Here is a 25828-nt window from a genome sequence, read left to right as displayed (position 1 = left end):
TTTTCCATTATGTTTGTCAATCAATCCGGATACGTGGGTCAACAATACTCATGATGATATCGGATAGTAGACTTCCCAATAATGTTAAGAATCCGAAAAGCAATACCAGTGTTGTAATTACACTATAGTCACGACCGTTGATTGCCTGTACAAACAATTGGCCCATTCCTTGGTAACCGAAAATCGTTTCAATGAAGATCGATCCACCTAAAAGGTTTGTTATTGTAAATCCAAGGAATGCTGCGATTGGTAACAATGAGTTACGGAAGATGTGTCGTGAATAAACTTTATTATTTGGAATACCTTTTGCTCGCGCAGTGCGAACATAATCCATTGTTTTGGAGTCAATGATTTCCGTACGTAGATACTGAATGACACCCGTTGTTCCTAATACTGCGAAGACCATCGCTGGTAACAGTAAGTGATAAATCTTACTTAGTACATATCCAAAGGTTCCAGGGTCAGCACCTATACTAACTGTACCACTTGTCGGGAACCAACCTAGTTCGTATCCGAAGAAGAATACTGAGATTAAACCGAGTACAAATGTTGGAATCGCATAAACGATAAAGCTGTAGAATACGATTGATTTATCAAGAATAGTATCTTGATAGCGCCCCGCCAGTACCCCTAGTGGAATAGCTAATAGATACAATAGGCCAACACTCACTAACGATAACCAGAACGTATTAAGTGCTCGTGCACCAATCAGTGTTGAAACTGGTTGGTTAAACGTATAAGAACGCCCAAAGTCTCCTTGGAAGGCATTCCCCATCCAATTAATATATTGGATGTACCACGGATCATAAAAACCAGCCGCTTGGCGCAGTTGCTCAACACGAGCCGGATCTGTTTCAGGTGTGATCAAACCAGTAAAGGGATCACCAGGCATGAATTTTGCCATGATGAAGATTAATAAACTTAGTACAAACAACTGAGGAATCATGACGAGAAATCGTCGTACTACCGTTTTCCACATAGTTAGTTGCCCCCCTGTTCTGCTGCTGTCATCGCCACTTGGTGCGTGTCAGAGATTGGGCGTAAATCAAATACTCGACCATTTTCATCGAAATATTTTTTGTTTTCTGTATGATAGTTCGCTTCCACACGTTGGCGCTCAATTTTACGCTCATCGCGTGTAGAAGGATCAATGTTTGGAATTGCAGATAATAAACGTTTCGTATAGATGTGTTGTGGGTCCCCGTATATTTCATCACGAGTTCCTGTTTCTACGAATCGACCTTTATACATGATGTTGATTTCGTCACACATATGTTTAACGACACCAAGATCGTGAGAGATAAACAAATAAGTAAGACCTAGTTCTTGTTGGATATCTTTCATGAAGTTCAGTACTTGCGCTTGAACAGAGAGGTCAAGTGCTGATACTGGCTCATCTGCAATAATTAATTTAGGGTTTGTCGCAATTGCACGGGCAATTCCGATACGTTGCTTCTGACCACCTGAGAATTCATGTGGGTACTTCAACTTCACATCTTCAGGCATCCCGACGATAGCAAGTAGTTCGTTAATACGACGACGTTCCTCATCAGGCGATAATTTTAAGAAGTTACGAATTGGTTCAGCTAAAATTTCTGATACACGTTTACGTGGATTTAAGCTAGAATGTGCATCTTGGAAAATCATTTGAATGTCACGATTGTAGGCAGAATTACGTTGTCTGCGAGAGTTCGTTACATCTTTACCTTCATAGATGATTTTTCCAGAAGTAATTTTTTCTAATCCGATAATAGACTTTCCAGTTGTGGATTTCCCACAGCCCGATTCGCCTACTAGACCATATGTCTTGCCTTGTTCAAATTCCATGTTAATGCCGTCAACAGCAAGAACGTGATCTTGAATGGTGTTAAAGAATCCTCCGCGAATCGGATAGTGTACACGAAGGTCTTGTATCTGCATGAAACTCATTCGATGATACCTCCCATTTCCTCTTCACTCTGGAAGTAAAAATGTTGCCAGCAGGTACATCTCACAAAGTGTCCTGGTGCAATCTCATGAAGCTTTGGATCTGCTTCGTGTGCTTCGGCTGGAATCCACGGGATACGTGGAGCAAAACGACAGCCTTCACGCGGTAAGTTAATTAGAGAAGGGACAAGTCCTTGAATGACTTGCAGTCTATCTTCTGTACTGTGCGCTTGTGGTATTGAGTTTAATAAAGAACGTGTATATGGATGCTTTGGATTATTGAACAATTCATTTACTGGTGCTTCTTCAATTACTTGACCTGCATACATAACCGCTACACGGTGAGCGACTTCAGCTACTACACCAAGGTCATGTGTGATCAAGATAATACCAGCGCCAGTTTCTTTCTGTAATTCAATCAAAAGATCTAGAATCTGTGCTTGTATCGTTACGTCTAATGCAGTTGTAGGCTCATCCGCAATAATAATAGATGGCTTACATGCGATTGCGATTGCGATAATAACACGTTGACGCATACCACCAGACAACTGGTGTGGGAATTGACGAGCAGTACGAGTAGGATTTGGAATTCCAACTTGTGCAAGCAATTCAAGTACGCGTGCTTTGCGTTGTTCTTGCGTTAAATCCGTGTGGTAAATCAAGCTTTCTTCGATTTGATCCCCGATTCGCATTAACGGATTCAATGCTGAAAGCGGATCTTGGAAAATCATGCCGATATCATTTCCACGAACTTTGTTCATTTTTTCATCTGAAAGAGCGGCTAAGTTTAAGTCTTTAAATTTAATTTCACCGATTACACGGGTCTTGTTGGAGTTATGTAGTCCAATGATTGAAGTGGCAAGTGTGCTTTTCCCACATCCTGACTCTCCTACAATTGCAAGAATTTCATTTTTACGAAGTGTTAGGGAAACTCCATCCACTGCGTTGTAATATTTATCCTTGATGCTGAAGCCCGTATGTAAATCTGAGATGGTTAATAGTTCTGATGCGTTATTCAACCTACTGCTCCTCTCAAGTTTCACTAAGATGTTTTTACTAAGTTGATATTTCAAAGTTTCTATTTTTCAGTTAATTGTTCACCTAGATGTAAATTCTATTACAGAATTATTACAGTGACAATAAGTTTTTTGGCTCATTTCATAATTTCGAGCATTCTAGTTATTTAGAAAACTTTGTAAACCTTAGAGAGACAAGGGTTTGCGCAAAATACAATATTGGGAAAATTTTTTTAAGAAATGAGTAATGATTCATTCCATATGCGCCTTATGGCATAGTGTAATGATTTAGCGCTACAACTCACTAAAGTATTGTAGAATTAAACAAAGCTGCTGATAAATTATCAGCAGCTTTTATTATTTCGCAATATAATTAATATTTTTTCAAAACTAAACTTGCATTGTGACCACCAAATCCAAGTGAATTTGAAATGGCTGCATAAACTGTTTTCTCACGTGCTTCATTTGGGATATAATCCAAATCTAATTCAGGATCTGGAGATTGTAAATTTATTGTAGGAGGAAGAATTCCTTCTTTGAGAGCTAACGCCGTAAAAATCGCTTCCACCCCTCCTGCTGCACCTAATAAATGACCAGTCATTGATTTTGTAGAGCTTATTGCTAGCTTATGCGCATGGTGACCAAATACAGATTTGATAGCTTGTGTTTCAAATAAGTCATTGTAAGGCGTGCTTGTACCATGTGCATTAATGTACCCTACTTCATCAAGAGACACCTGCGCATCATTTATCGCTTGTTTCATTGCTCTAGCGGCACCCTCGCCTTCAGGTGCTGGAGCTGTAATGTGATGTGCATCTCCAGTTGAGCCGTACCCAGCAACTTCAGCATAAATCTTTGCTCCACGTGCAAGTGCATGCTCTAATTCTTCTAAAATGACTATTCCTGCACCTTCTCCGATAACAAAACCGTCACGGTTCGAATCAAATGGACGTGAAGCTGTAGAAGGGTCTGGATTCGTAGTCAGAGCGGTATTTGCACAGAATCCTGCCACTGCCATATTGGTGATAGGTGCCTCTGCTCCACCTGTAATCATAATGTCCGCATCTCCACGCTGGATAACTTTAAACGCATCTCCTATAGAGTTTGTTCCAGACGCACAAGCTGTCACAGAACAGGAATTGATTCCTTTTGCACCAAAATAAATTGACACTTGACCTGAAGCCATATCCGGGATCATCATCGGTACGAAAAACGGACTTACACGTCGAACACCTTTGTCTAAAAACGTCCGGAATTGACTTTCATATGTTTCCATCCCACCGATTCCAGAGCCGATCCAGACACCTGTTCGTAGCCCAGTACTTTCATCTAGCTCCAAATTTGCATCTCTCATTGCTTCTATAGAAGCGGCAAGTGCATAATGTGTGAAGCGGTCCATCTTGCGAGCTTCTTTCTTTTCAATAAAGTCTTCTATAGAGAAGCCTTTTACCTCTGCAGCTACTTTTGCAGGAAATTGATCTGCATCTAGTCGTGTAAGTGGTCCGACTCCAGATCTACCAGCCTTAATCCCTTCCCACGTTTCAACTGCTGTATTTCCAAGAGGCGTCACGGCACCTATTCCTGTAATGACTACTCGTCTACCCAATTCAATCCCTCATTTCAAGTTATTTTCCCCAACGCAATGCAATGGCGCCCCAAGTTAAACCGCCACCAAAACCTACCATGACGACGACATCTCCATCTTTGATTTTGCCTTGTTTTAGTTCATAGTCAAGCGATAGAGGTATGGAAGCCGCAGAAGTGTTTCCATACAAATGAATAGTTTTGGACATCTTCTCTTCCGGTAAATCTAATCGTTCTCGAGCAGCTTCCATAATACGAATGTTTGCTTGGTGTGGAATCAAGAAATCAACATCCTCTTTTGTGAGTCCTGCTTTCTCAATCACATTGACTGCTGACTCACCCATTTGACGAACTGCAAATTTAAATACTTCACGTCCGTTCATTTGAATATGGTCACCTTGTTGAGATAAATGTTTGCCTCCACTTCCATCCGAACCAAGTTCGAATGATAAAACTCCGTTCCCTTCTGTAACTGGCCCAAGGACGACCGCTCCAGCCCCATCTCCAAACAGAACTGCTGTCGTGCGATCTTCCCAATTTATAATCTTAGATAGCTTTTCAACGCCTACAATCAAAACATGTTTATAGACATTTGTTTGAATGAACTGAGAACCTGTAATTAATGCATACATAAATCCAGCACAAGCAGCTGACACATCCATGGAAGCAGCCTTTGTAGCACCTAGTCGGTGTTGTAACATGTTTGCAACCGTAGGAAATGGCTGATCAGGAGTTACTGTAGCCACTAAAATTAAATCAATGTCTGTAGCTTCGACTTGGGCGTTCTGTAATGCTTTCCGTGCTGCTTCATATGCAATATCCGAAGTATCTTGTGACTCATCTGCCAGATGTCGTGCCTCTATTCCTGTCCGTGATTTGATCCATTCGTCTGACGTTTCCATTCGTTCGGCCAAGTCATCATTTGTGACTCGGTTTTCTGGAACGTAGGATCCAATTCCCCATATGCCTACACCCATTTTGTCATCCTCTTTTCTTTACTATCTATTATTAGCACCTGGTCATAATCATATCGAAATCGTGAACATTTATCAACACTCTGCTGATGTTTAGGATGTTTTTTAGGTTTTTCATACATTCGGGAAATAATTTGTGGTATGATTCAAGAAGAAAATTGACTGAGGTGACGACTATGCAATACGTAACAGTTCTCTTTTGGTCACTAATTTTAGTGACAATGTTAAATTATGTAGTAAGCGCTGTAATTAATGTAGACTTCGTTTTGTCGAATGGTCTTATTATGGGTGTTGTCATGGCAGTAGCTATCATTTTAATTGATGCTTTGCTTCCGAAGATGCCTAAAAATGCTCATCATTAATTGGTGATGTGGTTAGAAAATAAAAACAGTATTTTCTCTTGGTTTTAATCAGGAGAAGATACTGTTTTTTTATCTCTTATATTAGAGCTTAGAATGATCGTTCAATGAGCGTGCAGGGGGAGCGTTCCGCGGGCGCGGGCTGAGCCAAAATCGAGTTGCGAACGCCAGAAATACACTACGGAATCAGCCGCACCCACAAAGGCTGAATTGCGCCTTCATGGGCACGTCTGATTTCCTCGGAATTTCTAGAGCGGCGTTCTCCACATCTAAACAAGGTCTCAGCTTCCGCTTTTAATCCCGCTGGAGTCACCCCTACACTCTTTAGTTGAATTGTAGACTTACACTAAATCTGAAAATCAGTTCTTCATTCACAATTTTAAACAGAAAGTTGAAGCTGACCATCTTCAATTGACAGTTTGATTGTTTGGCCTGGTACTACTTCTGCACGGATGAGCTGTTTGGCTACTTGAGTCTCTATATTGCGCTGTATAAATCGTTTCAGTGGTCTTGCCCCGTACGCAGCATCTACCCCTTGTTCAACAATCCACTTATAAACAGAATCATCGACTTCCAGCTCAATTTCTTGTTGATGGAGTTTTACAGCGAGTTCTTTCATATATTTAGCTGCAATTTTCTCAAAGTGCTCATTGCCAAGAGCATGGAACATCACAATATCATCCATCCGATTTAACAGTTCCGGTTTAAAGTGTTGGCGAAGTGCTTGCATGACCAAATCGTGATGATGTTGATCCACATCGGTTTTTGTTTCAATTAAATAAGAGGAACCAATGTTCGACGTCAAGATAACAATTGTGTTCGAAAAATCGACGAGACGTCCTTGGCTATCGGTGATACGACCATCGTCTAAAATCTGGAGTAGAATATTCGCTACATCCGGATGGGCTTTTTCTATTTCGTCAAGTAACACAACGGAATAAGGATTTCTTCGAACAGCTTCTGTTAACTGCCCCCCTTCTTCGTATCCGATATAGCCAGGAGGCGCTCCCACTAATCTTGATACGCTATGCTTCTCCATATACTCTGACATGTCAATTCGAATGAAATGTTGTTCCGAATCAAATAATTGTGCAGCGAGCGTTTTGGCTAACTCTGTCTTTCCAACGCCAGTTGGCCCTAAGAATAAGAAAGATCCAATTGGTTTGTGCGCATCTTTAATTCCTGCACGCGCACGGAGAACAGATTCTGAAACGTACTGAATGGCTTGTTCCTGCCCTACAACGCGTTCAGCTAAGATTTCTTCTAACCGTAATAATTTCTCGCGTTCTCCTTCGACAAGTTTTGTGACGGGGATCCCTGTCCATCTTGCTACAATTGAAGCAATTTCTTCTTCGGTTACTTCTTCACGTAGTATGCGTCCTTCAACAGGAGTAGCTTGTTCAAGTGCCGCTACTTCTTTTTCTGCTTCTGGAATTTTCCCATGACGCAGTTCCGCAGCTTTTGTTAGATCGTATGCCGATTCTGCCTCCTCAAGCTCTCTACGCAAGCGGTCTAATTCCTCTCTTTTGCCTTGAACTGCTTTTAATTCTGCCTTTTCGCTTTCCCACTGATTTCTCATTTCCGATGAAGAAGATTCAAGTGCATTTAATTCTTGGCGTAAATTCTGTAGTCTCTTTTGGCTAGCGACATCTTTTTCTTTCATCAATGCTTGTTCTTCAATTTGAAGTTGCATGATTTTACGCGTCACTTCATCGAGTTCTTGTGGCATTGAATCAATTTCTGTACGAATCATTGCACAGGCTTCGTCAATTAAATCAATCGCTTTATCTGGCATGAAGCGATCCGTAATATAACGATTCGATAACTCTGCAGCTGCTACAATCGCACGATCATGAATGCGCACACCATGATGCAGTTCAAAACGTTCTTTTAACCCACGAAGAATAGAGATGGCATCTTCCACAGTTGGCTCTTTCACTAGAACTTGCTGGAATCTACGCTCTAATGCAGGATCTTTTTCAATGTAAAGTCTGTACTCATCTAGCGTTGTTGCTCCTATACAGTGAAGCTCCCCTCTAGCAAGCATGGGCTTTAACATGTTCCCTGCATCCATCGCACCGTCTGTCTTGCCAGCCCCGACTATCGTGTGGAGTTCGTCGATAAACAGTAAAATAGATCCTTCGCTATCTTTAACTTGTTTTAAGACAGACTTTAAGCGTTCTTCAAATTCGCCTCGGTACTTTGCACCAGCAATTAATGCAGACATGTCGAGTTCATAGATTTCTTTGTCCTTCAATCCTTCAGGTACATCTTTTTTAACAATTCGTTGGGCAAGTCCTTCTACAATCGCTGTTTTCCCTACTCCTGGTTCCCCTATGAGAACTGGATTGTTTTTTGTTTTCCGAGAAAGAATTCGAATCACGTTCCGAATTTCTTGATCGCGGCCAATCACTGGATCCATTTTTCCTTCCTTGGCGTAGCTGACCAAGTTTCTTCCAAATTGCTCTAAAGGTGTTTTGTCATCTGACGGCATTTGATTCATTTGCATCGTAAGTTCCTCCTGACTTTGACCTTCTTTGACTAATTTGATTATACAAACTGATTCGACACCTTGTAAAGTAAAATGCTGTAAACAAAAAAACTCGACAACTGTCGAGTTTTGAGTAATTTAGCGAATGCCTAATGCAATTTTAGCGTAGCGTGACATGTGATCACGTGACCAGGGTGGATTGAACGTAATATTTACATCTGTTTCTTTTACCTCAGGTAACTGACCAAGAGCAGTTTTAACCTGATCAACAATCATCGGCCCCATCGGACAGCCAATTGACGTCAACGTCATCGTTACTACAGCCAATCCTTCTTCAGACAAGTCAACATCGTATACTAAACCAAGGTTGACGATATCAATTCCAAGCTCCGGATCGATGACTTCTTCAAGAGCACTCATCATACTATCTTTCATATCTTGATCCATTTTAATTCCCACCTTTCCGTTACTTGTAGTGTATCAAATGAACTTTACAATTGCCACCTTTGACGCTGTTTCGTGAGAAGAGTAAACTAGTGTGTAGGGAGAGGTGAAAGTATGGAAAAACATTTGATCGTACTAGATCTGGATGGAACACTATTAACAGATGAGAAAGTGATTTCACCACGCACAAAAGAAACACTTAGAAAAGCAAAAGAAGCTGGGCACGAAATTATGATTGCGACGGGGCGCCCATTCCGTGCAACAGGTATGTATTATAAAGAGCTTGGTTTGACTACACCGGTTGTAAACTTCAACGGAGCGTATGTCCATCACCCACTATCTTCTAGCTGGCAAACACGACACGAACCAATCAATTTAAAAGTTGTCAAAGAGGTCGTTGATGCGGTTGAGGATTACGAAGTGAAAAACTTGCTAGCAGAAGTATTAGATGATGTGTATTTGCATCAACATGATGAAAAAATCATGAATGCATTTGCATGGGGAGACCCGAAGTTTACGACGGGTGACCTACGTAAATACCTGACGCAAGATCCAACAAGTATGCTGATTCATGCAGATGAGCAACATGTTGAATCGATTCGAAAACACCTTCGTGACGTTCATGCAGAAGTGATCGACCACAGACGCTGGGGCGCACCTTGGCATGTTATTGAAATCGTCAAAAGTGGGTTGAATAAGGCTGTAGGCATTCAACCTGTGGCTGAACACTTAAATATTCCAAAGAGCCGTATTATTGCTTTTGGAGATGAAGACAATGATTTGGAAATGATTGAGTACGCTGGAACTGGTGTTGCAATGGGCAATGCCATCAATCCGTTAAAATCAATTGCAAATGAAATCATCGGCACAAACAATGAAGATGGTATCGGGATTTATTTAGAAGAGCGTTTGAGTTTAAAACTACATGTATAGGAGGAATACAATGAAAATTTACGCGGATAGTGCTACTGATCTTCCTTTAGCCTACTTCCAACAAGCGGACGTGGACTTGTTCCCACTCCGTGTACATATCGAAGGAAACGATTACGAGGATATCCTAGGAATCCAAGCAAAAGAAGTGTATGACAAAATTCGTGAGGGCCACCAACCTAAAACCTCTCAAGTGTCCCCTGAAACGTTTTTACAAGAGTTTGAATCTTTAGCAAAGCGTGGAGAACAAGGAGTCTATGTTGCATTCTCATCTGAACTATCTGGAACGTATAATACTGCGGTAATGATGCGTGATCAAGTGCAAGAGAATTATCCTGACTTCCAATTTGCTGTTGTCGATTCAAAATGTGCTTCACTTGGCTATGGAATGCTTGTTAAAAAAGCTGTCACTCTTCGTGAAAGAGGACTTTCTGTTTCAGAAATCGAACAGCAACTTTTTGACACAATTTCAACAATCGAGCACTTCTTTACAGTAGAAGATTTAGATTATATGGCACGTGGAGGACGCGTTTCTAAGACGAGCGCATTTGTAGGGGGGCTATTAAACATCAAGCCTGTCCTACATGTCGAAGATGGAAAGTTGATTCCGATTGAGAAGATTCGCGGTCGCAAAAAAGTAATCAAACGACTCGTGGAGTTAGTCGGTGAAAACGGAAGTGAGTTAGCAAAGCAAACCGTGCATATCTCACACGGTGACGATGAAACTGCTGCCAATGAATTAAAATCACTGCTTGAAGAAACATACGGAGTAAAAGATTTTGAGATTCAGATGATTGGCTCCGCTATCGGTGCCCATGTTGGACCGGGTGCTTTATCTGTATTCTTCTACAATAAATTGACGTAAAAAAACCGGAGGGCCAAAGTGGCTCTCCGGTTTTTTAGTTCTGTTGTGCACGTTTTTGCTTCCCTTTTCTCCAAACAAGGTAAATAAAACCTAAGAACAAAGCATAAGCAATTGCCATAGCAATAATATAAGCCGTATTTAACCCTGAATTTTCTTTCACATGGTAGAGTTCAACTAATTCACGGTCAATCGTCAAGCGATACTCTCCATTATCTGCTTGACGCACCACGTCACGCCCAAATAGACCACGCAACTCCTTATCGACTCCCACAATTTCTTCTGAAGCAGCAAATGTTTTCGTGCCACTCGTATTATTGATGACTACGATAAAAGCCTCATTCTCTGTAGAGCGCTTAAAAACTAAGTATCCATCCTCTTCTTGCAACAATTCGAAATCACCACGCTGAAGGGCTTCCGATTGGTTGCGAATGGTTTGTAAGTCCTCGATAAATAGCATGATATCTTCATCAACACGGAAGTTCATGATTTGGTGACTAGATTCTTGTGAATCACCGTTCATGGCAATTTCTGTTCCATATGTCATTACAGGTACTCCTGGCAATGTAAGAAGCGCTCCCATAGCTACCATAATACGTGTAGGGGGGAACATGTTTTCTTCAGTACTGAAGTAAGTAAAGCGTTCCGTTACTAAAGTATCCAATGTTAGTATGTCTGATTCAGTAAAATTGATCAGGCCACTCATCGGTTGGTCGACTGTTTTGAACGCTTGTTGAAATGCAGTAGTCGTATCAGATGAATAGTTTGCATCGAGTTCGAGATCAGTTTCTTCTAAACTGATGACATCACGTTCATCTGTATTGATTGCAGCGACAAATTGTTCAACTTCCGGTGTGATGGTTGCAGGGATGTTTGTCAGTTTCACCCCGTCAATAGGGAACCTTTCAACAAACGCTTGCATCTCTTGAAGGTTTTCAGGCGTTGCATCACCAATGGGTAAGTCGATCATAAGCTTCATATCTTTTGCGTGTAATTCGTCTAGTAAATCTACAAATTCTTCTTCTGTTCCGTATCGAGACTCGATTGAAGAATAGCTACTAATCTCAGAGCCATCATACTTTTCGGTTTCAAAGATGGGACCTATAGATATGTAGGTAAATCCCATGTCTTGAATGTGTGCGAGACGATCACGAATTCCGAGAAAATCTCCCCCCGCAAACGCTTGCGGGTCTTGTGTATTGACGTCTATGTCGTTGTTAGACGTTTGGTTAAAGTAGCGGTCAACGAGTAAGTCATAGATACTTTCCTGTTGCAATGAAGCAAATGCAGGTGTAGGTATGCTTAGCAGTAAGACGGCTACTACTAGTAATGGTATGCGTTTCATTCGGCTACTTCCTCCTTCATCTTTCTTTATTGTACCAGAGCAAAAGAGAAATTCACCTGCTACAATCTGAAGATTATGTGACCAACAAAAAACCACCCGACCGAAGTCGAGTGGTGAAATGGATTACGCTAAGAAATTGATTCCCATTGGAAGCTTGAATCCTAAGTATAGAGCTACGAATAAGAACACAAGCATCAATACAACAAATAATGTAGATGGCTGGCCCTTTTTCTTTTTCACAAGCGCCATCTCCATCATACCGATGACCAACACGCCTGCTAAAAATTTAAACCCGTACAGCATGCCCATTCCAAAGCCCATACCCTCAATGAAAAGAGCAAGTCCTGTAAGAATTACTAAAATATAATCTACACGTAAAATCATATGTACGATTTTCGTGTTCTTTGCAGCTGCTGGCATGAGGTAAGCGATGAAGAAAAGAGCAATTGCCAACACCCAAGTTGTGATGTGTAAATGCGTTGATGCTAAAAAGTCCATGTCGTTCCTCCTAATTATTCAATATGTGTGACGAGCGTACCGATACCTTCTACGGAAACTTTAACCATATCACCAGACGCTAAAAACTTTGGTGGTTCGAATCCTTTTCCAACACCTGCAGGAGTTCCTGTTAAAATAATATCTCCAGGTTCGAGCTCCACAACCGCGCTCAATTTTGAAACAATTTGTTCAATCGAGTAGACCATAGTCGATGTTTTTCCATTTTGACGAATTTCATCGTTTACTTTCGTCACAATTGTCAGTTCATGTGGGTTTGGAAGTTCATCTTTTGTCACTACGTAAGGACCCAGTGGACAGCTTCCTGCAAGACTTTTCCCTAAGAAATATTGTTGGTGATTCTTTTGAAGGTCACGTGCGGTAATATCGTTGCCGATTGTATAACCAAAGATTGCATCAAAGGCCATACGTTCTGGAATGGACTTCCCACCTTTTCCGATGACAATGGCAAGTTCCCCTTCATAATCTAACTGACTCGTCACGTCAGTGTGTAGAGAAATTGTTGCCTCATCTCCGACAATAGCTGTTGGAGATTTTGTGAAAACTACAAAATCAATCGCCTCTCCACCCATTTCTTTTGCATGATCTGCATAGTTTTTACCGATAGCAAAAATGTTTTTAGGTGTTCGTGGAATCGGCGACAACCATTCAATATCCGTAAACTCATGCTTGAATGTACCTGCTTCGTCACTTATCTCAGCTAGTTTTACTAACTTATTGATTTGCTCGACGAAGTCCATGCCCGTTGCCGTTCCCTCTGCAAGAGTAGCAGGAAAATCTGTAAATTTACCAAAGTGCTCATTGATCTTTTGAACATCCCATACGGCTTCTTGCTTTTTCACTTTCGGTCCAAACTTCTCATGCTGTTGATAGCGATAGGATAATAGTTTCATAAGACAGCTCCTTTTCCCTTTAACTACAGTCTATTATAGTTCGACTAAAATTTCATCTATTTGTTGCGTGGGTACGTCAAAGTCCGCCAAATTTTCTCCAGCGGCCCTTGTTTTGCACGTGACAACCAAAGTTCTGCAAAAATCACACAGAGTGCATAGATACCAAGAGCAATCCACGTACCTGCTACTACGTCTACCTGTCCATAGAAACCAAGCCCATACGAATAGAAGAATGTTGTGGCAAGAATTGACATTAAAATATAGATAGATAGAGACATGCGTCCCGCCGTTTCAAACGGTCGGAAAGCTATAAATGATGTGAACTTAGCAGCCAGTGCCAAAAACAGAAATGCGTATCCAATCGCTTGTATGGGTCCTCCAAATGAATCTTGAATCATTGCTGTCAAGATATTGCCTTCTGTAAAATACGGCACCCATTTCGTAACGGTACCTACTGTGGCAATACTCACCCCAATTAGGATACTTCTCACCGGATTGACACGAATAAAGCCTATCAGATTCCCTTTAGCTGCTGCAGCCCCAAGCATCATCAACGGAAGAATCGTAAAGAGCATCCACAATAAGAACAATCCACCTTGATTCATAAACATCCAGTCCGCTAAGCGCTGCGAGAAAGCTTCTGCATAGTTTCCTGAACCATAAGCCAGAATGGACGCCTCAATCCCTTGCACCGAGTTATACATTGCTAGTGCATTCGCATCAAGACGTGTCACTAAGAACAAAAGACCTGTGATTGCGATGTTCGGAATCATATAAAACAATAGAGCTAATCCAAACAACCATTTTGCAGACAGCCGTAACATAAATAACAAAACAAAACCACTTGCTGCATACGTAATTAATATATCCCCAGCCCATAACAAGAGGACATGAAGAATTCCAAATAACAGGAGCACGCCCATTCGTTTTAAACCGAATGAAACAAACTTGTCTTGCATTCGCTCAAATTGTAGAGCCAGACCGAACCCAAACAACATCGCAAAGAGTGGATAAAAACTGCCTTGTACCCATATATCAATCCACTGATACATCACTTTATCTTGGGGCACAGTGTACCAGTTAAATGGATCGAAATAGATATAGGGTGAATGGAAGAATAACATGTTCACGATGAGGATTCCCAATAAAGAAAACCCTCGTAACTGATCGATTTCTCGAAATCTTTCTTTAGATGTAACCGGTTGAAATTGCACGATTCTCATTCCTCCTAAATGTCGACTATCTCTCTATATGTGACGCTGTATATACGTTTAGAAGCTAGCTTGATTGCTAATATATCTTCTAAAGCATTGCCGTAAATCGTCATCTGCACAGAGTAACGATTCCGAAGTTCTTGTGCGATTTTGTCTGGTTGATTTCTCAGTTCAACTAGCGCATCCGTTTTAAAATCAATCAAGTGCCAGTTGTCATTTTTATCTTGGAAGAACAGGTCAATGACCCCTTGGATGATTTGATGATTTCCCGCGTCATCTTGGTAGGCATAAGTAAACGGTTGCTCTCGGTAGTACTGTTTGGCAGCCAGCAAATCTTGCATCAACTCACTCTGCAAGAATGCATCAATATCTTTCACTCGTACAAGTTGTTTTTCTTCTTCCGTCAAGATTTCTCGTTGTACAAGTTCATTCAAGAAGTTTGGAATGTTTACGCTCTGAGAAATCGGAATATGTTGAAAAACACTATGATAAATCGTTCCACGAGAGGTAGCAGAAATACTAGATCCTCGTTCCATAAACGATGGAACTTCCCACTCTTCTTCTTGGAATGCACTTGGTGGACTTGCAAAAAAGTCTTCATTACTTGCTTCATAGAGCTGCACTCGTTTTAACTCACTAACTGTCTGTTTTGCCGCTTTTTTTGTAGCTACTTCAAACGGATAAGGTTCCAGATAGAAGTTTGGTAGAGACGCATTTTGCACACTCATTTGATCAAATTGCTTCACTTGTTCAAATTCCGCAACTTCTTTTTCTTCCATTATTTCGAGCTCGAAGTGAAATACTCCAGGCAACGGCTTGATTGCACTCGGTAAGAGACCGAGGAGCTGTTGAAACTCGGGAAGTCGCATCCAAGCTGGTCCTAACCAGTCCCAATAACTCTTGGCATTACTCCGCATGAATGGAGGGACAGGTGCAGTGGCAGGGACGTAACTTGCAGTGCCCCACTTCTCAACCGCTGCATCAACATCTGGAACAGTCAATACCATGAAAAGCTTCTCGCGTGCACGTGTCATTGCTACATACAAAATCCGCATTTCTTCCGCATTTGCCTGTAATTCTTTCGTTTCTTTTAATGCGTTATACGGCAAGGAATGGTAGGCAATTCGTAAATCAGGATCGATGGCTTTCACAGCAATTCCATAGTGTTGATCGAATAAGTAGTTTTCATTGAAATCCATTCGGTTGAAACCACGTGCCATTCCAGGTAAGAACACGTATGGGAATTCTAACCCTTTAGAGGCATGGATTGTCATAATTCGAACTACATTCTCCCGATCACTAATCGCCTTTGCCTCTCCCACATCATCTCCACGACTTCGAATTCGTTCGATAAAGCGAAGGAATCGAAAAACACCGCGGTATGATGTCTTTTCAAATTGCTCTGCTTGGTCAAGGAACAGATGGAGGTTAGATACACGCTGACTTCCGTTTGGCATTGTTGCCACTTGTTCAAGCAAATAAACATCTTGATAAATCGACCAGATCAAATCACTCAATGGACCCGATTGGCTTTTCTTTTGCCATGCATTCAGCAGCACTACGAAATGCTGTACTTTTTCTCGCGTTGCTTGTGGCAGTCCTTGAAGAGCGTGACGATTCATAATCAAGTCATAATAGGAACATTTTTTATCAAAAGTCCGAAGTGTTGCTAGTTCCTCATCGTTCAACCCAATCATAGGAGAACGGAGTACGGCAACAAGGGGGATATCTTGCATAGGATTATCAATCACTTTTAACAGTTCCATCATCCAGATGACCTCAAGGGCATCATAAAACCCTGTTTTCATCTCTACGTAAAGAGGAATGTGGTGTTTCTTAAATACGTCACTAAAGTCACCGGTCCACGTCATCGAGCGCATCAATACAACAAAATCCCGGTATTCGGCAAGTCTTGTTTTATCTGTCCAAGGGTCGGTCACTTCAGCTCCTGATGCGAGAAGTGTCTGAATTTTCGTGGCCACCCATTCGGCCTCAGCTCGCGCTTTTGACAGGTCCTCACCTTCTACATCTTTTTGCAAAATGTGGACGTCAATCGCTACATCAGAGTCAGGGTAAGGAGCTCCAGGCTTTAGGGCAGCATCTTCATCATAAGCAATTTCTCCAACATCTTCTCCCATGATTTGTTCAAAGATATAGTTGATTCCGCTCAGTACTTGTTTGCGGCTGCGGAAGTTAGCATTTAAATCGATTGCCTCTCCACTTTGAGTTGTCGTTTTATAGTCTTGGTACTTTCCGAGGAACAGCATAGGTTCCGCTAGACGGAAGCGATAAATAGATTGCTTCACATCTCCCACCATAAATAAGTTTCCTGTTGCATCATCCCCACTTTTTACGCGCTGAATGATACTTTCTTGCAAGAGGTTTATATCTTGATACTCGTCTACAAGTACTTCTTTGAACTTTCGGCGATAGCTCAGTGCAATGTCAGAAGGTGCCCTCTCGTCCGACAGAATTGCAAAGGCTTTATGCTCGAGGTCAGAGAAATCTAATAGGCTACGCTCTGCTTTTTTCTCTTCGTACCGAGCGGAAAACTCGTTGACACGTGAGACCAATGTTTCAATAATTGGATGCATGAAGCGAATCTCGTCAAGTAATCTTTCCGGTCGCCGCATAAAATAATCTTCTTTAATGTCCACTAGTTGCGTCTTGTACTGATTACGAATGGCTTGTGCTTGTTGTTTGACGTCTTCATCATGGTCCCCTCTAACAGCTTTAGCTGTTGGCCATTTGAAGTGTGAAAAGAAATCATATAAGTCTTGCCAAGTGCCACTCGTCACACACTCTTCGGCTGCAGAGAGAAGCTGACGGTCGAGTGCTGCAGTCTGCTCGAGTGCATCAAGACCACTACCTGAACGCGCGAGAGATTCCATTAATTGAACTTGAGAAAGCGCAGTTTGCACCCGATACAAAATCGATTTCTTTACTTGTTCCGTATACGGAAGGTCATCTACTGCCGTTGTTTCTGTTAATGCATATTGAGCAGTTACTCGACTTAACCAGTCATCTGGATTTGGGTGAACACGTGCGTATTTATAGAGTTGTCGAATTAAATGCTCTAGCGCGAGATCTGAGCGGTCTGATGAAAATGAATCCGCAAGGCGGTACATTCGCTCTTGGTCCATTTCATATGCTTCTTCAATGATTTCTTCTAATGCATCTTCTTGAAGGAGTGCTGCTTCATTTTCATTTGCTAAGCGAAATCCTGGATCGATATCGAGGAGGTACCCATGCTGACGAATCACTTGTAAACAAAACGAATGCAGTGTCGAAATGGATGCTTTATTCAGTAAATGCAGTTGTTTGCGCAAATGTTTAGAATCCGGGTCTTCTAATAATGCTTTTTCAAGGGCATCTCCTAATCGGTGACGCATTTCTGCAGCTGCTGCATTTGTGAATGTCACAACAAGCAGCTCATCGACATTCACTGGGTCATTTTTTCGAATGATTTTTTCAATTAAACGGCGAATAAGTACTGCTGTTTTCCCGGATCCTGCAGCAGCAGAGACGAGTGTATCGGAACCGTGTTGCCAAATGGCTTGCCACTGGGCATCTGTCCACGTTTCCGTCTGTGGTTTTTCAGGTATCATGTCGGTTCCACCTCTGTCTTGATTTTATCGAGTAGTATCTCTGGTTTTTCAACGACCAATTTACGAATAGGTTGCTGTGGATTTTGAGGATCGATTTGGCAGACGCTGCGATATGCACAAAACTGACATGGCATTTTGTCTCTTAATTTATATGGCAGTACGCGTGCATCCCCAGCAAGCATTCCTCCTCCTGCTTGCCGATGACGTTTTCGGATAAATTCGCCTGTCTTTTTCAACTCCTCAGGCGGCACAACTTTTGATGTAACGCCATACGAGCCGTCTCGTTTCACATGAACTGGAACAATATCGGAATGCCCTTTCAGTTCATCATCCATCGCTTCGAGTACGTCCCATTCTGTCGTCAACAGGCCATCCATTTTGTAGGATTTTAATTTCAAATCCTCAATTTTTTGTTCAGGGAGCTCTTCTTTTGTTTGGTGTGTAGGTTCATGCAAGTGCAAATATAAGACGCCCCCGGGTTGTGCAGGGCTGTCTAACCATTCGGACGAAAAATGAGTGGCGACATCTAAATACGTAAGCATCTGCAAAGAAAGACCGTGATACACTTCATTTAAATCAAGTCCTTTTTTGGATGATTTGTAATCAATGACGCGAATGTAGTTTTGGTCATGAATCGTCGCTGCATCAATCCGATCAATTCGCCCTCGCAATTCCATTGTTGAGTTGTTGGCGAGTTGCAATTTCAATGGCGGTAACTGTTCTCCAAGTCCAAAACCGACCTCGATAGCAACCGGATGAAACTTCGAACGCGTAGCATGCTGACGCATTGCATTTAATGTAGAAGATACGATTCGAGTCAACTTACGCGTGATGTATTGATACCGGTTCGTACTGAGTAGCAATTGATTGAAAAATAAAGGGACGATATGAGCAATAGCTTTACTAGCAAGTTCTGTAGACTGTTTTTGTGTTAAATCACTCCAAGCAATCGAGTGCTCGGTTGTATAATCGGATATCCATTTTAACGCTGCATGGAAAAGGTCTCCCATGGCAGGGGCTTCTAATTTAAAAACATCTCGCTCCTTCAGTTCTAGGCCATACGCTGCAAATTGCTTGAATGGGCAACTGTAATACGTTTCAACACGTGATACACTGCCCTTAATTGTTGAAGTATACAAATTAGTAGCTGCTTGTCGTGAAATTTTTTCTGTTCCTGGCTTTCGCTCGAGCGGTTTTTCAATATGCTCGACAACCGATTGCCAATAAGGGTCATCAAGCAAAAAACGTTCAACACCCTGCCAGTAAATTGGAAGTGGAAAACCTTGGTGCTGTTCATATTTTTTTAAACCGAACCCTATTAATGCACTACGTGGATGGTTGATGAGATGAGGCGTGTCACCATCAAAATCTTTTAAAGCTATTGTTTGTGTTAGTGATTCAGAGAACAAGCTTGCTAAGCGCTTCACATAGATAGAAGGTAACAACGCTTTTCCTTCTGAATCCGCTAGCACATAGCTGATTGAAACGTGATGGCTAGCTGTTGTAAGTACTTTATAAAGAACATAATTTTCTTCTAATAACTGTTCTTTAGTGGTAGGTGCAAGTTCGAGTCCTGTTGATGCTAAAAAGCTTCGGTCCTCATCAGTCAGTAAGCCTTCGTTATCGATCCTCTTAGGAAACGTTCCATCATTCATCCCTAATACAAACAGTGCTTTGATTCCTAAAAATCTCGCAGTGTCTGCTTGACCAATAATGACTTGATCGATACTCGGTGGGATTTTAGAAAAGCATAATTGATCAAAGCCTTCCTCTAAAATCGCAGATGCATCTTCTGGTGTAATGGATTGATTGCGGAACATCAATTCAAATTGTTCGAGAACATGCGTCCATTCTTTCCATACTTGTCGGTGTTCTACAGCTTCATCTTGCAAAGATTGTTGTTCCGCTTGTTGTTGCAGAACTGACAGCTTTTGAGGGACCGCAGCAGTTTGAATGGCGGTGACTAAGGCATTCGCAAACTCAAGTGCAGATGTACAAGAATTTAAAGTCTCTGCAAATGGACGAACGACAGCAAGAATCCGGTCTCGAGTTGCTTTCAATTCTTGTTCACTTGCGCGTTCTTCATCAGTTTGTGGCGACTTAAAATACTCCATTCCTCGTATACGTTTGACATGCCACCAGCTATCCGTCCACCATCTGTCTCCTCTGATGCCTCTTTCTAAAACAAAGTTTTCCAAACGATAAACACGCGTTCTCCAGGTGTCATCATTAGGTACTATAAGACCCGTTTTGATGGCGCGGAACATCGCTTCATACGAGAAATTGGTCTGAAGGATTGCAAATAACGCTTTACTAAGTTCAATCAACGGATGGTCTAGCATCGGTCTTTTTTCATTGCTAAAGTGTGGAATATCTACTTGAGACAAACTGGTCTTCAGCAGTTGCTCGTATGTTTGTGCATCTCTATGAACGATGGCAATATCTTTGTAGCGATAGCCTTTTTCAAATACTAAATGACGAATTTTTGCTGCTACCGCGTGTACCTCTACTCGAGGGTTGGTAGCTTCAATTACTGTGATTCCTTCTGTATCTGAACTAGTAGCAGGTCGCAATTGATCAAACTGCGCTTCTGCATGACGAAGGCCATTCGTTTGTAGCCTGTGCTGATTAATAAGATGAAGATCTGGATGCACTGGTACATCTTGTTCAAAAGCCAGTTTCTCTATCTTCGCAAGGGTAGTCGCCGGTGCATGAAAAAGACTATCTTCGTCTAGCGCTTCGTGACGTGCATGCAGAGGTAGAGCAATATGTACTTCTTTAGCATGGCACATGAGCTTCTCTACTATGGAAAGCTCAATTGGTGTAAACGCAGTAAATGAATCAATATAAAATTCACTTTCTGCAATCAAAGATGATTTCGGAATTTGTTCAATCAATCGGCGCAGGTGTCCTTCGCCATCGATGTATTCAGTTCCCAGACGCGCTTCAAGCTCTTGTGTAATTGTCATCAAGTCTTGTGCTTTTTGTTGCAGTGGAACGGGCGCACCTTGTTCCTGCAACCTTTTCAGACTCGCATTTAACGTTTCAGGCGTAATGGTATATCTACTGATTTCTTTTAGCATTGTCTCCATTTGATCAGTAAACCCGCGCTTACTTGCAGCGCGTGAAAAAAGCAAGAACTTGTCTTTGTGTGTTCGCAGCAAACTCCTAATGAGCATGCGGTAGCCAACACCATTTACTTCCTCACGGGTGATTCCACCTGTTTCTTGCAAAACACGCCATGCCAGTCGTTTAAAGGTTGTAACTTGGCTTCTAATCAATCCTCGTTGCCCTTGATGTCGTGCTAAATGCCATTCTGCAGTAAATGACATCTGATCCGGCACGAGGTAAAAGAGTGGGTCTCCTAGTGATTGTGTTTTTGTCTTAGCAACAAGCTCATTCATAATTGTCGTTGTCTTGCCACTACCTGTTCGTCCTGTAATAAAGCGTAGTCCCATACAAGCACCTCCTAAAAAGAACCTTTGTTTCTATTGTAGCAAAGAAACAAAGGTTCTAATAATGTAGCCATGATAAATGTGAAACTGGATAGTAAACAAGTTTTACTTCGCCTACAATATCATCTTTTGTAAATACTCCTAATACACGACTGTCAAGGCTCCTCTTCCGGTTATCTCCAAGTACAAAATAAGATTGGTCGTCGAGCTCCACTTGAAAATCATCAACTTCATAGTCTTGCTCATAAATATAAGACTCCACTAGTCTCTCTCCATTTATCAGAAGTTGGTTGTTTTTAAATTCAATCGTATCAGTAGGTATACCCACAACTCGCTTAACGATTTCTTGGTCGTCCCTATTTTTCAAAATTACCAGATCTCCTCGATTGATGGGAGTTACAAGACTGACCACCACTTGATCTTTAGAGTGAAGTGTCGGAAGCATGGAATCCCCTTCGATATGGTACGTCGTGACGACAAACGAACGTATAAATACAATGAGCGCCACACCTATGATAAGTGCAAGACCCCACTCTTTGAGCTCATCTTTCCACGTTCTCATGAACCCGTTCACCTGCTCTCTGTTTGGCAATCTCACGAAAGTCCTCTTCCACTTTTTTATCAAGACGCTTTTCAAAATACTTGCCCACGCCCCATAGAAGTACGATGACTACAGCAACAATTGCAGTTCGTACGGGCTCAGTAACTAATGCACGAATATCTGAGCCAATAAAACTTACAATGAAAATCATAATGAATTTCCCTAAAATAACAGCCGTCAAGTATGTGGATTTTCTAATATTAGATAGACCTGCCACGACATTGACGATAGCAGAAGGAGTAAAAGGAAAACAAAGAAGCAAAAACAATGGACCAAATCCGTTTCGCTCCACCCAGTGAATTAAACGAGAAATCCGTTTGTGGCGCGTAATAAATTTTAAAATACGAGCTCTACCGAACCTACGCACAAACAAAAATACAATATAGGCACCAAGAACAGATCCCACCCAAGATAAAATAAAACCAAGTAATAAACCATATGCCGTGACATTTGCTACTATGAATACGACCAATGGCAAGAAAGGCAAAAATGCTTCTAACATCGGTAACAAAATCCCTATTAGCGGTCCAAATGTTTTATATGTATTCATGATTTCTTCTAATGTCTCTAAATTCGCCCATTCGTTCATAAACCGCATCACCTTCTTTTGACTAGTATTGCCGTTTCAGATGCTGCTAAAACATTGTTCACAAAAACGACTCTGTCACTTAGACAGAGTCGTTTCGTCTTGTGAATTTTGTTTTTTCATCATACGAGTTGCGTACCAAAATCCGATTGTCATAGATGCCGCATCCACGATGTAATGAATCCATTCTCTTGTATAACCTGCAATAACAGATGCTGTGAATAGTGCAATCGTAATTACAAGTGCTACCCACTTATTGAAAGTTATGCGCGTAAATAAAACAACCAACAGTCCAGGTACGAACAGTGCTAACAACAACTGGGTGCCTTGGCTTAAATCATTCATGATGTCGGCCTTGCTATCATCAAACCTAGTCGATGATGATCATGCCTGAACAAAACATGTTGTTTCAAGCGAAGTTCATTATTGTGATCGAGAACTTCAAGACGGCAATGTGCTGCATTAATTTGTATTGCTTCATAAAGTTGTTGTTCATTGAATACACGTTGTCCGTTCACTTTCATAATTCGTTCTCCAATCTCGAGGCCCATCTTGTCAGCTGGAGACCCTTGTAAAACTCCTGCGATTTGAATGCCTTCAGCTACTGGAGCTACCTTGTAGTACCCTGTGTTTTGTGCATGATAGCTCCGACTATCCAAATACATACGAAGAACAAAAGCAAGTACCAGTGCAACCACACCAATCCAAGCTACAAATATTCCCGAAATGGATAGGATGACTATTCCGATTCCTAGATACAGAATTTCTTTTGCTCGTTTTGGAATAGATTCAGCAACATAACTAGATTTTGTGATTTGTTGAAAGCCAATCACTAGTGGGAACGCCACAAGTGCAAATGAAGTTTCACCGAATTCGACTAACGGCCAAAATGTTTGATAAGTCCCAAACCAGTCACCGGGAATTAAAAAAATCATAGGCACTAACCAGATTTGTTTTGTTTTGTATTGCACAGCTGAACCACCACGTTTTGTACGTACCGCTTGTGGTGAGATGATTTTTAAGCCTTGCTTCTTCAACACAATGCCTTCTATCACTAGAAGTAATCCGACTAATACACCAATTGACCAAAGTTGCTCGACGGAAAAGTTTGAGGCAGAAAACGTAAATGGCCCCGCATATAATGTATAAGATAGTTGATAAATGATAAACCAAATAACAACAGCTACAGGAATTATGTAAGCTGCAGAGAGCACTTGAAATTGAAAACTTACCAGTGCAACAAGTGCGACAACTGCAAGAAGAAGTAAAAACTCAGGATAATAGAGAACGCCGACAGCAAATAATAGTGCTGATGCTAAAATACCAAGCCATGCGCCTGAGAAAAGCCCTTTCAGTTCTGTCCAACCTGGGCTTAATCGTGTTCGATAATCTCGTCTCTCTCGTTTCACACGGAAGTATCCAGCGGCAACGGCTGCTGCTAGTGCTAAGTAGAAAACAGGATGAACAAAGAATTGTCCGATATTCCACAGTATTTCAATGACTAATTGTTGATCCATCGTATCCCTCCCAGCGGTTACTTTCTATTTTAGCAAAGCAACCATAAGAAAAGTATACTTTTATTGAGATTGAGAAAAGTAATCAAGTGCTAATCGAATCGTTTCATCATTGTTTTCAGCAAATAGCTGTATAATCTGAAACATCATAAAGGCTGTGACGTTTAATTAGCTCACGAACATCTTGTAGGAGAGTTGGTGAATCGCGAACGGCAGGTTGGTCATTGGTTACATCACAAGCAGTAAGTAGGATTACACTACTGATTACTAGTAGAAACCGTTTCAAAAAAAGCCTCCTCATCGTACTATACGAGAGGAGGATTCTGATTATTCGTTTATGGCGTAGAACTAATCAACTGTTCCATCATTGCTTCATCCATTGGCCCAACAATTTTATGTTGTATCCGGCCATCTGTTCCAATAATATAACTGGTCGGAATCGTAATCGCTTCATAAGCATCGCCAACATCACCTGTTTCATCTAGTGGTATAGAAAATGTTAATTCGTAATCTCTTACAAACTGCTCGATTTTATCAATACCACTGTCTTTACTAGTAAGATTTACCGCAACTATTTCGACTTCATCCCCATACTGTTCATGAAATTTTTGCATGTGCGGCATCTCTGCCTTACAAGGTGGGCACCATGTCGCCCAGAAGTTTAAAATTACCTTTTTCCCCTTCAACTCACTTAATGTGATTTGTTTTTCGTCAAGTGTCTGTAGCGTAAACTGAGGAGGTATATCCCCTTTTTGTAATGTAGAGTTTGGACTAGTAGCCATATCCGTCCCTAGTTGTTCATTATTTAATGAGTCTACTGTATCTGCGTTTTCTTGTGCAAATGAATAAGTTGCCATTCCAATCAAAACAGCAAGCCCTAGTAATGCAATGATTTTTTTCACGTTGCTACCACCTTTTTAGTTGAAAATCGGATAAAGACTTCTATTCCTATACCTACGCCAATTAACAGAAATGTATACGGCTGAAATACCCCTAGGGGTTGGAAAAATGTACTAAAAAAAAGAAGGACGGCTACTCCTAGCAGTAATCTTTGATTTCCTATCCATGTGAGAACCAGTGCACTAAGTGCAGTTGCAAGTATAAAAATCTCAAGTGCTGGATTATTTTCGTTAAGTAGCACCATAAAGAACAGATAATAACTACTCATCAGTAAAGGAAATGTACGATAGTTTTTTGGTTCTAAATAGTTCGTTTTAAAAAGTACATATAATCCGGCGATAGTCCCCATCCCCACTCCTACGTATCCGCCATTAAAGTAGAGTATGCTTAGTGGCTGATTGAGTACTGTTTGGAAATCAGTAACAATAACGCTCAGCTTCCATACAAGTATAAAAGCAAGTGACGCATCTATAAAAATACTTGTCAGTTGTTTATCAAAACGTAAATAAAGAGTTATTGCCACAGCGACAATCGAGATGAAAAAAGCAAGCCATGAAGATGGCATCGTCAATGAATAAATAATGTACCAATCTGTAGTCGTCACACTATT

The 25828-nt window shown here is 41.3% G+C and carries 23 protein-coding genes; 3 read left to right on the top strand and 20 right to left on the bottom strand.

Annotated elements, in window-relative coordinates; translation table 11 throughout:
* Positions 1 to 16: 16 nt before the first annotated feature.
* From opp4B to ACF3OH_RS04850, 5 genes are all read right to left on the bottom strand, one after another.
* The gene (gene opp4B, locus ACF3OH_RS04870; protein WP_204588878.1) at positions 17 to 979 is read right to left on the bottom strand and encodes an oligopeptide ABC transporter permease; all 963 of its coding nucleotides are present in this window, start codon (positions 977 to 979) and stop codon (positions 17 to 19) included.
* A gap of 2 nt (positions 980 to 981) precedes the next feature.
* Complete coding sequence (locus tag ACF3OH_RS04865) at positions 982 to 1929, bottom strand: ABC transporter ATP-binding protein (protein ID WP_204588877.1); 948 nt, start codon at positions 1927 to 1929, stop codon at positions 982 to 984.
* Positions 1926 to 2945, bottom strand: coding sequence for an ABC transporter ATP-binding protein (locus tag ACF3OH_RS04860; RefSeq protein WP_204588876.1), 1020 nt, complete (start codon positions 2943 to 2945; stop codon positions 1926 to 1928). Before ACF3OH_RS04860 ends, ACF3OH_RS04865 begins: the two co-directional genes overlap by 4 nt.
* Positions 2946 to 3315: 370 nt before the next feature.
* Entirely contained in the window at positions 3316 to 4548 is a 1233-nt protein-coding gene (gene fabF, locus ACF3OH_RS04855) for a beta-ketoacyl-ACP synthase II (protein ID WP_204588875.1), read from the bottom strand.
* Between the two features lie 19 nt (positions 4549 to 4567).
* Complete coding sequence (locus ACF3OH_RS04850) at positions 4568 to 5503, bottom strand: beta-ketoacyl-ACP synthase III (RefSeq protein ID WP_392456045.1); 936 nt, start codon at positions 5501 to 5503, stop codon at positions 4568 to 4570.
* A 173-nt stretch (positions 5504 to 5676) separates the two neighbouring features.
* On the opposite strand from ACF3OH_RS04850, the gene ACF3OH_RS04845 reads away from it, so the two are divergent.
* Positions 5677 to 5862, top strand: coding sequence for a YjzD family protein (locus ACF3OH_RS04845; protein ID WP_204588873.1), 186 nt, complete (start codon positions 5677 to 5679; stop codon positions 5860 to 5862).
* Positions 5863 to 6238: 376 nt separating this feature from the next.
* On the opposite strand, the gene ACF3OH_RS04840 is transcribed toward ACF3OH_RS04845, so the two are convergent.
* On the bottom strand, positions 6239 to 8368 hold the full coding sequence (locus tag ACF3OH_RS04840; RefSeq protein WP_392456044.1) for an ATP-dependent Clp protease ATP-binding subunit: 2130 nt from the start codon (positions 8366 to 8368) through the stop codon (positions 6239 to 6241).
* A gap of 120 nt (positions 8369 to 8488) precedes the next feature.
* Complete coding sequence (locus ACF3OH_RS04835) at positions 8489 to 8797, bottom strand: metal-sulfur cluster assembly factor (RefSeq protein ID WP_204588872.1); 309 nt, start codon at positions 8795 to 8797, stop codon at positions 8489 to 8491.
* A gap of 111 nt (positions 8798 to 8908) precedes the next feature.
* On the opposite strand from ACF3OH_RS04835, the gene ACF3OH_RS04830 reads away from it, so the two are divergent.
* A complete protein-coding gene (locus ACF3OH_RS04830; protein WP_204588871.1) occupies positions 8909 to 9727 on the top strand; it encodes a Cof-type HAD-IIB family hydrolase in 819 nt (272 codons plus the stop codon).
* A gap of 10 nt (positions 9728 to 9737) precedes the next feature.
* A complete protein-coding gene (locus ACF3OH_RS04825) occupies positions 9738 to 10589 on the top strand; it encodes a DegV family protein (RefSeq protein ID WP_392456043.1) in 852 nt (283 codons plus the stop codon).
* Between the two features lie 34 nt (positions 10590 to 10623).
* On the opposite strand, the gene ACF3OH_RS04820 is transcribed toward ACF3OH_RS04825, so the two are convergent.
* The 13 genes from ACF3OH_RS04820 to ACF3OH_RS04760 form a co-directional block, all read right to left on the bottom strand.
* Positions 10624 to 11931 carry an alpha-amylase family glycosyl hydrolase gene (locus tag ACF3OH_RS04820; protein ID WP_392456041.1) on the bottom strand — a complete coding sequence of 436 codons (1308 nt, stop codon included), beginning with the start codon at positions 11929 to 11931 and terminating at the stop codon, positions 10624 to 10626.
* A gap of 123 nt (positions 11932 to 12054) precedes the next feature.
* Complete coding sequence (locus ACF3OH_RS04815; protein ID WP_392456039.1) at positions 12055 to 12429, bottom strand: YisL family protein; 375 nt, start codon at positions 12427 to 12429, stop codon at positions 12055 to 12057.
* Between the two features lie 14 nt (positions 12430 to 12443).
* Entirely contained in the window at positions 12444 to 13340 is an 897-nt protein-coding gene (locus ACF3OH_RS04810) for a fumarylacetoacetate hydrolase family protein (RefSeq protein ID WP_392456037.1), read from the bottom strand.
* A gap of 56 nt (positions 13341 to 13396) precedes the next feature.
* Entirely contained in the window at positions 13397 to 14563 is a 1167-nt protein-coding gene (locus ACF3OH_RS04805; RefSeq protein ID WP_204588866.1) for a DUF418 domain-containing protein, read from the bottom strand.
* Between the two features lie 5 nt (positions 14564 to 14568).
* Positions 14569 to 18162, bottom strand: a complete 3594-nt coding sequence (gene addA, locus ACF3OH_RS04800; protein WP_392456035.1) for a helicase-exonuclease AddAB subunit AddA — start codon at positions 18160 to 18162, stop codon at positions 14569 to 14571.
* Positions 18159 to 21620, bottom strand: coding sequence for a helicase-exonuclease AddAB subunit AddB (addB, locus tag ACF3OH_RS04795; protein WP_392456034.1), 3462 nt, complete (start codon positions 21618 to 21620; stop codon positions 18159 to 18161). The genes addA and addB overlap by 4 nt, the downstream gene beginning before the upstream one ends.
* Before the next feature lie 55 nt (positions 21621 to 21675).
* Positions 21676 to 22179, bottom strand: a complete 504-nt coding sequence (lepB, locus tag ACF3OH_RS04790) for a signal peptidase I (RefSeq protein WP_204588863.1) — start codon at positions 22177 to 22179, stop codon at positions 21676 to 21678.
* Positions 22160 to 22807 (bottom strand): TVP38/TMEM64 family protein, encoded by a 648-nt coding sequence (locus ACF3OH_RS04785; RefSeq protein WP_392456032.1) that lies wholly within the window; start codon positions 22805 to 22807, stop codon positions 22160 to 22162. The genes lepB and ACF3OH_RS04785 overlap by 20 nt, the downstream gene beginning before the upstream one ends.
* A 75-nt stretch (positions 22808 to 22882) precedes the next feature.
* Positions 22883 to 23149 (bottom strand): CsbA family protein, encoded by a 267-nt coding sequence (locus tag ACF3OH_RS04780; RefSeq protein ID WP_204588861.1) that lies wholly within the window; start codon positions 23147 to 23149, stop codon positions 22883 to 22885.
* Positions 23146 to 24321, bottom strand: coding sequence for a PDZ domain-containing protein (locus tag ACF3OH_RS04775; RefSeq protein WP_392456030.1), 1176 nt, complete (start codon positions 24319 to 24321; stop codon positions 23146 to 23148). The genes ACF3OH_RS04780 and ACF3OH_RS04775 overlap by 4 nt, the downstream gene beginning before the upstream one ends.
* Positions 24322 to 24436: 115 nt before the next feature.
* Positions 24437 to 24604 (bottom strand): hypothetical protein, encoded by a 168-nt coding sequence (locus ACF3OH_RS04770; RefSeq protein WP_392456028.1) that lies wholly within the window; start codon positions 24602 to 24604, stop codon positions 24437 to 24439.
* Positions 24605 to 24653: 49 nt separating this feature from the next.
* Positions 24654 to 25220: a TlpA family protein disulfide reductase gene (locus ACF3OH_RS04765; protein WP_392456026.1), complete on the bottom strand. Its 567-nt coding sequence runs from the start codon at positions 25218 to 25220 to the stop codon at positions 24654 to 24656.
* A complete protein-coding gene (locus ACF3OH_RS04760; RefSeq protein ID WP_392456025.1) occupies positions 25217 to 25822 on the bottom strand; it encodes a hypothetical protein in 606 nt (201 codons plus the stop codon). Before ACF3OH_RS04760 ends, ACF3OH_RS04765 begins: the two co-directional genes overlap by 4 nt.
* Positions 25823 to 25828: the final 6 nt, after the last annotated feature.

Origin of the sequence: Chryseomicrobium aureum, from assembly GCF_043182735.1 — a bacterium.
GTDB classification, from domain to species: domain Bacteria; phylum Bacillota; class Bacilli; order Bacillales_A; family Planococcaceae; genus Chryseomicrobium; species Chryseomicrobium aureum.
The sequence above is the reverse complement of the archived record's forward strand: the minus strand, read 5'-3'. Positions and strand labels throughout refer to the sequence as shown.